Origin of the sequence: Mesorhizobium sp. B2-1-3A, from assembly GCF_006442655.1 — a bacterium.
Lineage (GTDB): Bacteria > Pseudomonadota > Alphaproteobacteria > Rhizobiales > Rhizobiaceae > Mesorhizobium.
In genome coordinates this window covers 369666-384082 of sequence record NZ_VFWK01000001.1, presented here as the reverse complement: position 1 = coordinate 384082, position 14417 = coordinate 369666, and the positions used below count along the sequence as shown (strand labels likewise).

Sequence of the window (14417 nt, the reverse complement as noted above, 5' to 3'; positions counted from 1 at the left end):
GTCTGCCCACGTCAAACGAGGCCCGATCATGACCGCAGCATTTCTCTCCCATATCGACAGCGAGCTTGCAGGGCTCAAATCGGCCGGGCTCTACAAATCCGAGCGGGTGATTTCCTCGATGCAGTCGGCGCAGATCGAGGTCGGCGGTGAGAAAGTGCTGAACTTCTGCGCCAACAACTATCTCGGCCTCGCCGACAGCGCCGACCTGCGAAAGGCGGCTACGCAAGCGCTCGATCGCTACGGCTACGGCATGGCCTCGGTGCGCTTCATCTGCGGCACGCAGGAGGAGCACAAGCAGCTCGAGGCGACGATTTCCTCCTTCCTCGGCCTGGAGGACACCATCCTCTACGGCTCCTGTTTCGACGCCAATGGCGGACTGTTCGAGACGCTGCTTGGCGAGGAAGACGCGATCATTTCGGATGCGCTGAACCACGCCTCGATCATCGACGGCGTCAGGCTGTCCAAGGCCAAGCGCTTCCGCTACGCCAACAACGACATGGCCGATCTGGAGGCGCGATTGAAGGAGGCGAAGGATTGCCGCTTCCGACTGATCGCCACCGACGGTGTGTTCTCGATGGACGGCATCATCGCCAACCTGAAGGGCGTCTGCGACCTTGCGGACAAATATGACGCCATGGTCATGGTCGACGACAGCCATGCGGTCGGCTTCGTCGGCAAAAATGGCCGCGGCTCGGCGGAACATTGCGGCGTCGAGGGCAGGGTCGACATCATCACCGGCACGCTGGGCAAGGCGCTTGGCGGCGCTTCCGGTGGCTACACCTCCGGCAAGAGCCAAGTGGTCGACTGGCTGCGCCAGCGCTCGCGGCCCTATCTCTTTTCCAACACGCTGATGCCGGCGATCGCCGGCGCCTCGATCAAGGTGTTCGACCTGATCCGCAATGGCGACGCCTTGCGCGAACGCCTATATGCCAACGCGGCGCGGTTCAGGTCGCAGATGGGCAAGCTCGGCTTCACGCTGGCCGGTGCCGATCATCCGATCATTCCCGTGATGCTTGGCGAGGCGACGCTGGCGCAGGAAATGGCGACGCGCATGCTGAAGCGCGGCATCTATGTCATAGGCTTCTCGTTCCCGGTGGTGCCTAAGGGCCAGGCGCGTATCCGCACCCAGATGTCGGCGGCGCATTCCAGCGCCGACATCGACCGCGCGGTGGAGGCGTTCGGCGCGGTCGGCAGGGAACTGGGCGTGATTTCCTGAGCGGCCGGCGCCGAAAAGCGATTCCGGATCAAGAGATTCAAGGGACAAGAGAATGTCGAACATGATGAAGGCGCTGGTGAAGGCCAAGGCCGAACCGGGCATCTGGATGGAAGAAGTGCCGGTGCCGGAGATCGGCCCCAACGATGTGCTGATCAAGGTCAAGAAGACGGCGATCTGCGGCACCGACGTCCATATCTACAATTGGGATCAGTGGGCGCAGAAGACGGTGCCGGTGCCGATGGTGACCGGCCATGAATTCGTCGGCACCGTCGCAGATTTCGGCGCGGCCGTCACCGAATACAAGGTCGGCCAGCGCGTCTCGGGCGAAGGCCACATCGTCTGTGGCCATTGCCGCAACTGCCGTGCGGGCAGGGGACATCTGTGCCGCAACACGCTTGGTGTCGGCGTCAACCGGCCAGGCGCTTTCGGCGAGTATCTGGCGATCCCGCAACACAACGTCGTTCCGATCCCCGACGACGTGCCGGACGAAGTCGCGGCGATCTTCGATCCACTGGGCAATGCCGTCCACACGGCATTGTCCTTCGATCTGGTCGGCGAGGACGTGCTGGTCACCGGCGCCGGGCCCATCGGCATCATGGGCGCACTCGTTGCCCAGTGCGTTGGTGCGCGAAAAGTGGTCATCACCGACATCAACCCGGTGCGGCTGGCGCTGGCGAAGAAGCTCGGCGTCCAGCATGTCGTCGACGCCTCGAAGCAAAAGCTGCGCGACGTCATGCCGGCGCTCGGCATGACCGAGGGTTTTGACGTCGGCCTCGAAATGTCTGGCGCCGCCCCCGCCTTCCGCGACATGATCGACACCATGAACAATGGCGGCAAGATCGCTATCCTGGGTATTGCGCCCACCGGCTTCGAGATCGACTGGAACAAGGTCATCTTCAAGATGCTGCATCTCAAGGGCATCTATGGCCGCGAGATGTTCGAGACCTGGTACAAGATGATCGCGCTGGTGCAGGGTCCGCTCGATGTCTCGGGACTGATCACGCACCGCATTGGCATCGACGATTTCCAGACAGGCTTCGATGCGATGAGGAGTGGCAGTTCGGGCAAGGTCGTGATGGACTGGTAGACGCGTCCGGCGAGCGTAGCGAGGAAAAGGCCTCAGGGGCTCCTGGTTCTCAACCATCGCACTTGTCGCCATGCGCGGCGCAGCGCGGTTGCGGCGGAGCCGATCGCGATGATGGCAAGCGCGAGCGTCAGGACCTCATTGCGGCCATGCCAGAAGAATTCCACTGAAGACAGCAGCGCAGCAATGGTTGCAACCGCCATGCGATGCGGTTTGGCCATCGGGCCGGAGAAATCGCTCGGTGCTTCGTTGGCCCGCCCTAGTTCCCGCACATAGGCGGTGAGAACCGAAAAACAGGCGGCTGCCCAGCCCAGGCCAGGCATGGCGATGCCGTAGCCTATTCCCACCAAGATGGCGATGTCGGCGATCCTGTCCGGGAACTCGTTCCAGAACGGCCCATCGGCCGACGCCTTGCCGCCTTCGACGGCGACCATGCCATCGAAGAGGTTGCACAGCAGGCGCAGTTGGCAGAACAGCGCGGCTCCCGGCAACAACAGCAGACGCGCCATGCCGTCGCTCTGCCCGCCAAGCCAGAAGGCGGCGCCGGCCAGCGCGCCGGCGAGGATGCTGGCCTGCGAAATCTGGTTGGGCGTCACCGAGAGTGCGGCGAGACGTCTGGCCGTCGCCTGTGCCCAGCGCGTGTCGCGGCTTGCAAGGGGTCTGCGATCGCCCGTGTTCATGACTGCCTCATGTCGGCGACCAGAAGTAACGCGTGAGGTGGAAGAAGATCGGAGCGGAGAACACCACTGAATCCAGCCGATCGATCAGGCCGCCATGGCCGTCTATCAGATGGCCCCAATCCTTCACGCCGCGGTCGCGTTTGATGGCGGACATCACGAGGCCGCCGAAAAAGCCCATCAACGTGATCAGGAAGGCCATTGCGCCGGCCTGAAGCGGAGAGAACGGCGTGATCCACCACAGACCAGCGCCGACGAGGCTGGCGCAGGCGATGCCGCCGACGAAACCTTCGACAGTCTTGGACGGCGAAAGCCTTGGTGCGATCTTCGTGCGCCCGATCATCTTGCCCCAGATATATTGCAGCACATCGCTCAACTGAACGACGATGACAAGGAAGGCTATCAAAAGCACATTGCGGCCCTCGTAGCCGGGAATGTGCAACGTCAGGAGAGCCGGCACGTGCGAGGCGCAGAAGACGCAGATCATCAGCGCCCATTGCACCTCCGCGATTCGAACCAGGAAGTGCTGCGTGTCGCCTCGCACCGCCGAGATGATGGGCATCAACAGGAAGGCGTAGACCGGAATGAAAACGGAAAAGATTTCGTAGTCCTCGATCCAGAGCAGGACATACTGCAACGGCAGCACGACGAAAAACGCGGTGGCCAGCGCCCAGTGGTCGGCACGCCGCGTATTGGTCAGCGTCACGAACTCGCGAAGGGCGGCGAAGGAGCAGAAGCCGAAGAGGAGCAGAACGCCGATTCGCCCGGCGACGAATGCGATGGCGATGAGGATCGCCATCACCCACCAGGCATTGATGCGGGCGTTGAGGTTCTCGATGGCCGGGTTCGAGCCGTCTGGCGACAAGCGTCGCTCCAGGATCTGGCCCACGAAGGAGGCCGTAAGCAGGATCCCGCAGACGCCGAGCACGAGAACCATCATGTCGAATTGGGTCGAGCTCATTCCTCTATCCTCTCGGCCGCTGCCTTTTTCGGCGCCAGCGCGAGTAGCGCTTCCCGTGCTCGCTCGAGAAACATATCCTTGTCCTCGCCATCAGCCAGATGCATTGGCTCGCCGAACGTCACCGTGCAGATCAGCGGTATGGGCACGAACTCCCCCTTCGGCATCACTCGGTTGAGATTGGCGATCCATACCGGCACCAACTCGAAGTCCGGGTGCAATGCCGCCAAATGGAACAGGCCGGATTTGAATGGCTGCAAGGACGCATCGGACTGGTTGCGCGTGCCCTCCGGGAAGAGGATCAGCGAAGAGCCTTCCTTCATCGCTTCCCCCATGCTCTCGACAGGATCCATCGTGCGTGCGTCGCGATTGCGATCGATCAGGACGGCATTGAAAACGTCGCGCCCGATGAAGCTTCGGAGTTTTGATTTCAGCCAGTAGTCGGCGCCCGCTACGGGACGGACCCGCCGACGCAGGCGCGGCGGCAGAACAGCCCAGATCAGGATGAAATCACCATGGCTGGAGTGGTTGGCAAAGAAGATCGAGCGACGGCGAGGCAGCCTGCCTTCGTGCCAGAACGGCCGCACAGCGGTGATGGCACGCGCAAACAGCAAGACGATCACCGCCACCGGCTTGGCAATCAGCGACTTCATCCATCCCCCAATTCGCTCATGGATCATCCGCCAGCTGACATGCAGGCGCAGAAAATCCGCTACCGGACAAGCAGGGATCGCGAGACCCGTGGCTGCCTGAACGCGCTACCCCTTCGCGGCGACCGTCTTATATCCCCTCCGGCGACGGCGGCTATCTCCTATCCAATGCGGTTTCCAGCGACAAGACGCCCTTTACGATGGAAGTTCGTTCGTCGGCGCTCAATTTGGCCAGCAGCGCCTGCTCGAACGCCTTCGCCAGCGGCACCATCTCACGATAGGCGGCAAGGCCCGCTTTGGTAAGTCTCAAATGCTCGACACGGCGATCGTTGTCATCGGGAGTCCGGATGAGCCAGCGCCGCCTTTCAAGCTCCGCCACCGCGCGCGACACCTTGGTCTTGTGCATGGCCGACTGCTCGCCGAGCTCTGTCGCGGTCATCGTCCCGCGCTGGCCAAGTCCGGAAAGCGTGCGCCATTCCGGCCGCGTCAACCCGTGACTGTCCTTGTATATCCGCGAGAATTCGCGGCTGACGGCGTCGGCAAGACGATACAGCCGGTAGGGCAGGAAGCTTTCGAGCTCCAGGATCTCCGGGTCCATGGTTCATTTCCTTGCGCGCCATGGTGGCATTGATAGTTACATTTTCGATGGTTACAAATGAAACCAGTTTGGTCAATCTGGCTGGCGTCTGGCCGGATGCGCAAGGGAGGAAGCGATGGCCTTTTCCTACATGCCGGGCTTCGGCAACGATTTCGAGACCGAAACCTTGCCCGGCTCGCTGCCGCAGGGGCGGAACTCGCCGCAACGGCCGGCCTACGGCCTTTACGCCGAACAGCTTTCCGGTTCGCCCTTCACCGCGCCGCGCGGCACCAATGAGCGGTCCTGGCTCTATCGCATCCGGCCGAGCGTCAAGCACACCGGCCGCTTCAAGGCGGCGAGCTATCCCCTGTGGAAGACCGCGCCCAATGTCGGTGACCACGAACTGGCGCTTGGCCAGTATCGCTGGAACCCGGTGCCGATGCCGAAGGAGCCGACCAATTTTATTCAAGGCATGCGCAGCATAACCACGGCCGGCGACGTGCTTGGGCAGACCGGCATGGCGGCGCATGTCTATGTCGCCAACACATCGATGGTCGATGATCATTTCTTCAATGCCGACGGGGAGTTGCTGGTCGTGCCGCAGGTCGGCGCCCTGCGTCTGGTGACGGAGATGGGCGTCATCGAGCTTCGGCCCGGCGAGATCGCCGTTTTGCCGCGCGGCCTCGTCTTCAAGGTCGAATTGGTCGACAGGCAGGTGCGCGGCTACGTCTGCGAGAACTATGGTGCCAAGCTGACCTTGCCTGATCGCGGCCCGATCGGCGCCAATTGCCTGGCCAACCCGCGCGATTTCAAGACGCCTTGCGCCTGGTTCGAAGAGAAGGAGACGCCATGCCGGCTGATCGTGAAATGGTGCGGCAATTTCCATGTCACCGAGATCGGTCATTCGCCGCTCGACGTCGTCGCCTGGCATGGCAATTACGCGCCTTACAAATATGATCTGGCGACGTTTTCGCCGGTCGGCGCCATCCTGTTCGATCACCCCGATCCGTCGATCTTCACCGTGCTGACCGCGCCGAGCGGCGAGGAAGGCACGGCCAATATCGACTTCGTCATCTTCCCGCCGCGATGGCTGGTGGCCGAGGATACGTTCCGGCCGCCATGGTACCACCGCAACATCATGAGCGAATTCATGGGCCTGATCCATGGCCAGTACGATGCCAAGGAAGAAGGCTTTGTTCCCGGTGGCATCAGCCTGCACAATCTGATGCTGGCCCATGGCCCGGATGCCCCTGGCTTCGAAAAAGCCTCGCGCGCGGATCTGAAACCGGTCAAGCTCGACAACACCATGGCCATCATGTTCGAGACCCGCTTCCCGCAGATGCTGACCCGCTACGGCGCCGAACTGGAGACCCGCCAGGACAACTACATCGATTGCTGGGCAGACCTGAAGAAGCGTTTTAATGGCACGCCAGAGGGCGACTGGTCTTGAGCCGCAAGCCAATGCCGGATCGGTTGGTGCTGCTGGGCTCAAAGGGCGGCCCGGCGCTGCGGCTTGGCGGGCCATGGCCGAGTTCGTCGCTGCTTGAAATCGGAGGGCGAACCATCGTCGTCGATTGCGGGCTTGGCGTGACGCGCGCTCTGGTCGATGCCGGCGTCAGCCTGAAGGCGCTCGACCTGATCTTCATCACGCATCTGCATTCAGACCATGTGTTGGAACTGGGACCGCTGATCCACACCGCCTGGACGGCGGGTCTGGCGACGCCGGTCCGCGTGTTTGGTCCGCCCGGCACCGGCCACCACTGGCGGTGCTTTTGCCAGGCGATGGAATTCGACATCGAGATCCGCATCGTCGATGAGGGCCGGCCTGACATTCGCGAGCTGGTTTCGATCGATGAGTTCGGCGAGGGCCAGATGGTCGAGCAAGGCGGCCTGAAGGTCACGGCGCTGCGTGTCGACCATCCGCCGGTGACCGACTGTTTTGCCCTGCGCTTCGAGCATGGTGGGAAAAACGTGGTCTTTTCCGCCGATACGGCCTTCTTTCCACCGCTTGCCGATTTCGCCGAGGGTGCTGACCTTCTCGTCCATGAAGCCATGCTGGAGGAAGGCATCGAGCGGTTGGTCGCCAGAACCGGCAATGGCGCGCGGCTCAAGGAACATCTTCTCGCCAGCCACAGCTTTGCCGAGGAAGCCGGGCGCATCGCCAGCGATGCCGGCGTCAAGAGGCTGGTGCTCAACCACCTCATCCCCGCCGACGATCCCGAGATCACCGAGGCCGACTGGCTTGCTGCTGTCAGGAAAACATGGGCCGGCGACTTGACGATCGCCCGCGACGGCCTTGTTGTGGAGCTAAGCGGTGTCAAAGCCGCATCAGGAGAGGAAATCGCATGAAGCTTGCCACATTGAAGGACGGGACGCGCGACGGAAAACTCGTCGTCGTCTCGCGCGACCTGACGCAGTACACGGATGCTTCGTTCCTGGCGCGCACGCTGCAGGCGGCACTGGACGACTGGCGCAGGATTTCGCCGCATCTCGCGACCATAGCGGAATCGCTGGAGAACAATGCGATGCCATCAGCGCGCTTTCACGAGCACGACGCCCATTCGCCGCTGCCACGCGCCTATCAATGGGCCGACGGGTCGGCCTATGTGAACCATGTCGAACTGGTGCGGAAGGCGCGTGGCGTCGAGATGCCGGCAAGCTTCTGGACCGATCCGCTGATTTACCAGGGCGGCTCGGACTCCTTCATCGGGCCGCGCGATCCGATCCACATGACCGACGAAGCCTTCGGCATCGACATGGAGGCGGAAGTCGCCGTTATCGTTGACGACGTGCCGATGGGGGCGAGCCTTGATGAAGCGCGCGCCGCGATCCGGCTGGTCTTGCTGGTCAACGATGTCACCCTGCGCGCACTCACCGGGCCGGAACTGGCCAAGGGTTTCGGCTTCTTCCAGTCGAAACCGTCCTCGGCCTTTTCACCCGTGGCGGTGACGCCGGACGAACTGGGCGATGCCTGGGATGGCGGCAAGGTCAGCCTGCCGCTGCTTGCCGATCTCAACGGCAAGCCTTTCGGCCGCGCCAATGCCGGCGTTGACATGACCTTCGATTTCCCGGCCCTTATCGCGCACGCCGCGAAGACGCGACCGCTTGTCGCCGGCACCATTATTGGTTCGGGCACGGTTTCCAACAAGCTCGATGGCGGCCCGGGAAAACCTGTCTCGGCCGGCGGCGCCGGCTATTCCTGCATCGCCGAACTGCGCATGATCGAGACCATTGCGTCAGGCGAGCCCAAGACGCCGTTCCTGCGCTTCGGCGACACGGTGCGCATCGAGATGAAGGACAAGGCCGGACATTCGATCTTCGGCGCCATCGAGCAGAAGGTCGAGAAATACGAACGATAGCGGGGATGGAATGACGGGAGAGATATTCTATCTGATGGCCGGTGTCTGGGCGCTGGCTATTCTGGCTGTCTTCATCCTGGCGATCCGGCTGAGCTATCGCATCGAGGCGCGCTCGCCGGACCTGACCAACCGCAGCGGCCTTCCGCGCAAGGCGATGATGTTCCACACCATCACCAACATGAATGTCGCGCGGGACGAGGAAACGCAAGCCATGCGGCGGCGCATGAACGGGTTGCTGCTGATTGTGCTCGCCGGATTCGTGGTTATGGGGGCGGGTTTGCATGTGGTTCGGTCCGCAGGATGACGTCATGACCCTGCTTGATCATCTGCGCCGCATGGCCGGTAACAATCTCTGGTCGAACGACCGGCTCTATCGCGCCGTGCTTGCGCTCAAGCCCGGTGAGTTCGAAGCCGAGCGCACCAGCTTTTTCCCGTCGATCAAGGCAACGCTCAACCACATCCTCGCCGTCGATTATCTCTATCTCGATTTTCTCGAAGAGGGCGGCATCGGCGCCGCAGCCCATGATGATTTTGTGCCTTTCGACGAGCCCCATGCGCTGTTTGCCGCGCAGATCGCGGCCGACCGGCGACTGATCGCCTTCTGCGATGGCCTGTCGGAGGCCGATCTCGACCGCCGCGTCATCACCGACCGGCGCGAGGACGGCATGATCCCCGAAAAGATCGGCGACATCCTCGCCCACGTCTTCCTGCACGACATCCACCATCGCGGCCAGGTGCACGCCATGCTCTCCGGCACTTCGGTCGCGCCGCCGCAGTTGGATGAGTTTTTGCTCGATTATGATGTGAAGTTGAGGAGAGCTGAGGTCGAGCGGCTGAGGCTTTAGTTGCCAATTCTCATCTTAAACAACCGGCCCATCGACGGCCGAGGTGGTGCCGATGCGCGGCAGAAGGCCAATCTTCACCGGAGGCGGGAGGAGACGCGCTACCGGCTTGCCGCGTCGGGTGATCACGATCTCCTCGCCGGCCTTCGCGCGCCTTACGAGTTCTGACAGTTTAGCTCTGGCTTCGGTTACGGAGACGTTCACGGCTCGACCTCTTGTGATCGGAACTTAGATCAAAGCCGATCGAGCCGCAAACGAGCTTGAGTTTCAGGCCGCCTTGCCGTCCACCCTGATCACACCGCGCTTGATCTGGTCCTGCTCGATCGATTCGAACAGCGCGCGGAAATTGCCTTCGCCGAAGCCTTCGTCGCCCTTGCGCTGGATGAACTCGAAGAAGATCGGGCCGATCACGGTTTTCGAGAATATCTGCAGCAGGATCTTGGTCATGCCGCCGTCGACCACACCTTCGCCGTCGATCAGGATACCGTGCTTCTTCATCCGCTCGATCGGCTCGTCATGGCCGTTCACCCGGTCGTACGACATGTCGTAGTAGGTCTCCGGCGGGCCGGGCATGAACTTCAGCCCGTTGGCGGCGAGCTTGTCGGTGGCGGCGTAGATCTCGTCGGTGCCGACCGCGATGTGCTGGATGCCTTCGCCATTGTACTTCTTCAGATACTCGGCGATCTGGCTGGTCTCGTCCTTGGATTCGTTGAGAGGAATGCGGATCTTGCCGCAGGGCGAGGTAATCGCGCGGCTGACCAGGCCGGTGATCTTGCCGTCAATGTCGAAGAAATGGATCTGCTTGAAGCCGAACAGATTACGGTAGAAATCCCACCATTTATCCATCTGGCCGCGATACACATTGTGGGTCAGGTGATCGAGGAAATAGAAGCCGACGCCTTGCGGCCGCGGATCGCGCGCACCGAGCCATTCAAACTCGGCATCGTAGGCCGAGCCCTTCTTGCCATAGGCATCGATGAAATAGAGCAGCGAGCCGCCGATGCCTACGATCGCCGGAACGTCGAGCGCCTTGTCGTCGCCTTCATAGGGCGTGGCGCCCTTCGAGACGGCGTGGTCGAAAGCGTGCTTGGCGTCGACCACGCGCCAGGCCATCGAGGCGGCGCACGGACCATGCTTGTCGGCGAATTTCATCGCATGCGAGCCTGGCTCGGCATTGACGACATAGTTGATGTCGCCCTGGCGCCAGACGGTGATGTCTTTCGTGCGATGCTTGGCCACCGCCACATAGCCCATGCGGGTGAACAGTTCGGCCAGCTTCTGCGGTTCCGGATGCGCGAATTCGACGAACTCGAAACCATCGGTGCCGGCGGGGTTGTCCTTGCTGATCTTGGCGGGCGGGGCGTCGTGCGGGAAGGGACCCATGGTATTCCTCCGGAAGCTGGCTCGGCCTGAAACGGCCATCTGACGCCATCATAGCGCGCAGCCGGCGCATGGTGCTTGCATTCAAACGCTTGAAATGATGATCTCATGCGCGAAGTGTGCATGTTAAGAGAAAAAATCATGGATGAGACGCGCATTGATCAGTTTGACCGCAAGATAATGGCGCTCCTGCAGGGCGATGCGCGGCTCACCAACAACGACCTCTCGGAGCGGGTGAACCTGTCGGCATCGCAATGCTCGCGCCGCCGCCAGCGGCTCGAGGAAGATGGCTATATCAAGGGCTATCGTGCCGTGCTCGACCGCGACAAGCTCGGCTTCTCGCTGGTCAATGTCATCTCGGTGACCCTGGCCACCCACAACCGCGACAACGCCCGGCGCTTCGGTGAATTGGTGGCGCGGCTGCCCGAAGTGCAGGAGGCGCACGCGCTGACCGGCGAAATGGATTATATCCTGAAAGTGGTGACGCCCGACCTCAAATCATTGTCGGAGTTCGTCAACGGTGTGCTCTTGCCACATGAATCGGTCCAGCATGTGAAGACGGCGATCGTGCTGGAGACGCTCAAGGAGACCAGTAGTCTACCTTTGTGACGTCGCGGCCAGCCCCGAAAGTAATTTCCTTAGGCTAGTGCCGGTAATAGGCCATTGCCGCGAAGATGGTTCCGAACACCAAGGCGAGTCCATAGGCAATGATGCTGTATCCCGGAATGTGCAGTTTCCAGTCCATCACGAAATCCCGGGTCAGTTGATTGCTTTCCCAGTCGACGGAAACAACCCCTGCGTGTCCAACTCTGGCGAATTTCCCCAAGCCACCATGCCGCTTCACGATTCTGTAGCGCTGGTATGATAACCAATGGATTGGGAGCACTGCAGCAAAAAGCGCAGCTAAGGTAAGTGCGGCGTAGATCCGATCGGTCATTGCACTGCTGGCGCCAAAGGATCAGCCCTTCGACTGCTGGATCAACCCATACAAATTCGTGCAGCGCGCGCCGGAGCGGCAATAGGCGAAGACCGGCCCTTCCAATTCGTCCAGCGCCTCGGCCTGATCCTCGACATTCTCGGCTGTGATCTGGCCGCTGATGACCGGGATGTAGCGGAAGGCGAGGCCCGCGGCTTCCACCGCCGCCTTGAGCGTGTCGGCCGAAGGCTGGCCGGGCTGTTCGTCATCCGGCCGGTTGCAGATGACGCTCTTGAAGCCGGCGGCCTTGATGGCCGCGACGTCTTCGGGCTGGATCTGGCCCGAGACCGAATAGTCTTCGCTGATCTCGCGGTATTCCATGGCAGCATCCTCGCAATCTGGTTTGTCGAGGAGTCTTGCCACTCCCCGACGTGGCCGGCAATCCGCGCCGACAGAAATCATTCAGCGCAGATAGACGTTTCCCGCCGAGAATCCAACTCAGGCTGCCCAAGCCGGGAACGGATCGGGCAGCGCTCGCCACTGTTCAGGCCGAAAATCCTCGGCGTCGACCAGGCAATCGTCCAGTTCGGCGCGGATTTGCGCCTCATCCATCGGTTCGCAGCCGATGAAGACCAGTTCCTGGCGGCGATCGCCCCAGACAGGGTCGAGATAGGGCGCCATGCTTTGACGCCATTCGGCATGGTCGGGCCAGCGGCTTTGCGGCACGGCAGCCCACCACAGGCCGCGCTTTTCGGTCCGCACCAGTGCGCCCGCCTGGCTCATTTCGCCGACATGGCGCGGCCGTGTCGCCAGCCAGAAGAAGCCTTTGGCCCGCACCACGCCCGGCCATGCGCGGCCGATGAAGGTCTGGAACATCGCCGGCTCGAACGGTTTTCGCGCCCGGTAGACGAAGGAACGGATGCCGTATTCCTCGGTCTCGGGAACATGGTCGCGAAAACCGTTGAGTTCCTTGAACCAGAGCGGATTCTGCTGCGCTTTGTCGAAATCGAAGCGGCCTGTGGCGAGCACCTTGTCGAGCGGCACCTTGCCGAAATCGGCTTCGACGATCTCGGCACCGGGGTTGAGCGCCCGCACGATCAGCCTTGCCATGTCGCGCTGGTGCGGGCTCGCCACGCCGATCTTGTTCAGCACCACGATGTCGGCGAACTCGATCTGCTCGACCAGAAGGTCGACGAGCGCCCGGCCGTCCTGCTCGCCAAGCGACTGGCCACGCTGCTTGAGGAAATCCGACGAAGAATAATCCTTGAGCAGATTGAGCGCGTCGACCACGGTCACCATCGTGTCGAGGCGGGCGACGTCGGACAGGCTGTTCCCATGCTCGTCGCGGAAATCGAAGGTCGCGGCGACGGGCAGGGGCTCGGAGATGCCGGTCGATTCGATCAGCAGATAGTCGAAGCGATCTTGTTCGGCGAGTGCGCGGACCTCCTTCAACAGGTCGTCGCGCAACGTGCAGCAGATGCATCCATTCGACATCTCCACCAGTTTCTCGTCGGTGCGCGACAGGTCGGCGCCATCGCGCACAAGTTCGGCATCGATATTGATCTCGCTCATGTCGTTGACGATGACGGCGACGCGGCGGCCCTCGCGGTTCGACAATATGTGATTGAGCAGCGTGGTCTTGCCGGCGCCGAGGAAGCCGGAAAGCACGGTGACGGGAAGGCGTTTGAGACCGGGCATCTTATTCATGATTGGGTTCCGGGATTTTAGTCGATCTGTTATATTATTTTATTACGTGTTGAATGCTAAAAAAGGCGGAGACTGGCTCCGCCTTTCCGCGCACGGCGCTCCTCAACTGCCGAGGATGGCGCCTTTGATCTGGCGGATGTTGTTGTGCATCATGTCGATATAAGTCGAGCCCGGGCCATCGGGCTGCGACAGCGCATCCGAATAGAGCGTGCCGCCCACCTTGATGCCGGTCTCGCTGGCGATCTGCTCGATCAGCCGCGGGTTGGTGATGTTCTCGACGAAGATGGCCGCGGCCTTGTCCTGCTTCACCTGCTCGACCAGTTTGGCGACATCGGCGGCAGACGGTTCAGAGTCGGTCGAGATGCCTTGCGGGGCGAGGAAGGTCAGGCCGTATTCGTGTTCGAAATAGCCGAAGGCGTCATGCGAGGTGATGACGACGCGCTTGGCTTCGGGAATCGACTGGATCGCCGCCTTCACTTCGCCTTCCAGCGCATCGAGCTTCTTGGTGTAGGCGGCGGCATTGGTCTGGTAGCTGACGCAGCCCTCGCTGTCGGCCGCGCAGAAGGCCTCGGCGATGTTCTTCACATAGATCTTGGCATTGGCGATCGACTGGAAGGCGTGCGGATCGGTGACGGTCTTGCCGCCGCCGGTGCCGGCGCCTTCGGCCGCGTCGGCGTCGGCGAATTCGGGCTTGAAGTCGATCGGCGTCACGCCCTTGGTCAAGGTGACGATAGAGGCTTTGGTGGCGCTGGCATCGACCAGCCGCTGCAAGAAGCCTTCAAAGTGCAGGCCGTTGACCAGCACGATGTCGGCCTTGGCCATGGCAACCGCGTCGGCCGGGCTCGGCTCATAGACATGGGCGTCACCATCCGGCCCGACGATGGTGGTGATGTCGACCCGGTCGCCGCCGACATTCCTGGCGAAATCGGCGATGACGGTGAAGCTGGCGACCACTTTCAGCGGTGCCGCGAAGGCCGAGGAAGCGCCAAAGGCAGTTAATGTTATAACGCTCATCGCCAGGGCGGCACGGATTGATTTCAGCATAAGCGGG

At 61.8% G+C, this 14417-nt stretch carries 18 protein-coding genes; 8 read left to right on the top strand and 10 right to left on the bottom strand.

The features are described 5' to 3' along the window. The first annotated feature begins 28 nt into the window (after positions 1-28). Both FJ977_RS01970 and tdh read left to right on the top strand, forming a co-directional pair. Positions 29-1216, top strand: coding sequence for a glycine C-acetyltransferase (locus FJ977_RS01970; protein WP_140768068.1), 1188 nt, complete (start codon positions 29-31; stop codon positions 1214-1216). A gap of 52 nt (positions 1217-1268) precedes the next feature. Beyond that, complete coding sequence (tdh, locus tag FJ977_RS01965) at positions 1269-2303, top strand: L-threonine 3-dehydrogenase (RefSeq protein WP_140768066.1); 1035 nt, start codon at positions 1269-1271, stop codon at positions 2301-2303. 32 nt (positions 2304-2335) lie between these two features. On the opposite strand, the gene FJ977_RS01960 is transcribed toward tdh, so the two are convergent. The 4 genes from FJ977_RS01960 to FJ977_RS01945 all read right to left on the bottom strand — a co-directional run bounded on the left by FJ977_RS01960 (position 2336) and on the right by FJ977_RS01945 (position 5183). Next, entirely contained in the window at positions 2336-2980 is a 645-nt protein-coding gene (locus FJ977_RS01960; protein WP_140768064.1) for a CDP-alcohol phosphatidyltransferase family protein, read from the bottom strand. Between the two features lie 7 nt (positions 2981-2987). Next, positions 2988-3938, bottom strand: a complete 951-nt coding sequence (locus FJ977_RS01955; RefSeq protein ID WP_140768062.1) for a phosphatidate cytidylyltransferase — start codon at positions 3936-3938, stop codon at positions 2988-2990. Next, on the bottom strand, positions 3935-4588 hold the full coding sequence (locus FJ977_RS01950) for a lysophospholipid acyltransferase family protein (protein WP_140768060.1): 654 nt from the start codon (positions 4586-4588) through the stop codon (positions 3935-3937). The genes FJ977_RS01955 and FJ977_RS01950 overlap by 4 nt, the downstream gene beginning before the upstream one ends. Positions 4589-4739: 151 nt before the next feature. After that, positions 4740-5183, bottom strand: coding sequence for a MarR family transcriptional regulator (locus tag FJ977_RS01945; protein WP_140768058.1), 444 nt, complete (start codon positions 5181-5183; stop codon positions 4740-4742). Between the two features lie 115 nt (positions 5184-5298). On the opposite strand from FJ977_RS01945, the gene hmgA reads away from it, so the two are divergent. From hmgA to FJ977_RS01920, 5 genes are read left to right on the top strand one after another with little or no spacing between them, the layout of a single operon-like run. Continuing rightward, a complete protein-coding gene (hmgA, locus tag FJ977_RS01940; RefSeq protein WP_140768056.1) occupies positions 5299-6612 on the top strand; it encodes a homogentisate 1,2-dioxygenase in 1314 nt (437 codons plus the stop codon). Between the two features lie 11 nt (positions 6613-6623). After that, a complete protein-coding gene (locus FJ977_RS01935) occupies positions 6624-7511 on the top strand; it encodes an MBL fold metallo-hydrolase (protein WP_181179643.1) in 888 nt (295 codons plus the stop codon). Further along, positions 7508-8521 (top strand): fumarylacetoacetate hydrolase family protein, encoded by a 1014-nt coding sequence (locus FJ977_RS01930; RefSeq protein ID WP_140768052.1) that lies wholly within the window; start codon positions 7508-7510, stop codon positions 8519-8521. Before FJ977_RS01935 ends, FJ977_RS01930 begins: the two co-directional genes overlap by 4 nt. 10 nt (positions 8522-8531) lie before the next feature. After that, the gene (locus tag FJ977_RS01925; protein ID WP_140768050.1) at positions 8532-8825 is read left to right on the top strand and encodes a hypothetical protein; all 294 of its coding nucleotides are present in this window, start codon (positions 8532-8534) and stop codon (positions 8823-8825) included. Between the two features lie 4 nt (positions 8826-8829). Beyond that, positions 8830-9366: a DinB family protein gene (locus tag FJ977_RS01920; protein ID WP_140768048.1), complete on the top strand. Its 537-nt coding sequence runs from the start codon at positions 8830-8832 to the stop codon at positions 9364-9366. Between the two features lie 15 nt (positions 9367-9381). Here FJ977_RS01920 and FJ977_RS01915 read toward each other — a convergent pair whose 3' ends face one another. Both FJ977_RS01915 and hppD read right to left on the bottom strand, forming a co-directional pair. Then, entirely contained in the window at positions 9382-9567 is a 186-nt protein-coding gene (locus FJ977_RS01915; RefSeq protein WP_140768044.1) for a type II toxin-antitoxin system prevent-host-death family antitoxin, read from the bottom strand. A 63-nt stretch (positions 9568-9630) separates the two neighbouring features. Beyond that, a complete protein-coding gene (gene hppD / locus FJ977_RS01910) occupies positions 9631-10746 on the bottom strand; it encodes a 4-hydroxyphenylpyruvate dioxygenase (protein ID WP_140768042.1) in 1116 nt (371 codons plus the stop codon). A gap of 138 nt (positions 10747-10884) precedes the next feature. Between hppD and FJ977_RS01905 the strand changes: the two genes are divergently transcribed. Then, positions 10885-11352 carry an Lrp/AsnC family transcriptional regulator gene (locus tag FJ977_RS01905; RefSeq protein WP_140769670.1) on the top strand — a complete coding sequence of 156 codons (468 nt, stop codon included), beginning with the start codon at positions 10885-10887 and terminating at the stop codon, positions 11350-11352. A 34-nt stretch (positions 11353-11386) separates the two neighbouring features. Here FJ977_RS01905 and FJ977_RS01900 read toward each other — a convergent pair whose 3' ends face one another. From FJ977_RS01900 to aztC, 4 genes are all read right to left on the bottom strand, one after another. Then, positions 11387-11680, bottom strand: coding sequence for a hypothetical protein (locus tag FJ977_RS01900; RefSeq protein ID WP_140768040.1), 294 nt, complete (start codon positions 11678-11680; stop codon positions 11387-11389). Positions 11681-11701: 21 nt separating this feature from the next. Then, complete coding sequence (locus tag FJ977_RS01895; RefSeq protein ID WP_056562770.1) at positions 11702-12040, bottom strand: TIGR01244 family sulfur transferase; 339 nt, start codon at positions 12038-12040, stop codon at positions 11702-11704. A 117-nt stretch (positions 12041-12157) separates the two neighbouring features. Then, positions 12158-13366, bottom strand: coding sequence for a zinc metallochaperone GTPase ZigA (zigA, locus tag FJ977_RS01890; RefSeq protein WP_246682798.1), 1209 nt, complete (start codon positions 13364-13366; stop codon positions 12158-12160). Between the two features lie 102 nt (positions 13367-13468). Further along, positions 13469-14410, bottom strand: coding sequence for a zinc ABC transporter substrate-binding protein AztC (gene aztC, locus FJ977_RS01885; RefSeq protein ID WP_140768038.1), 942 nt, complete (start codon positions 14408-14410; stop codon positions 13469-13471). Between the last annotated feature and the right edge of the window lie 7 nt (positions 14411-14417).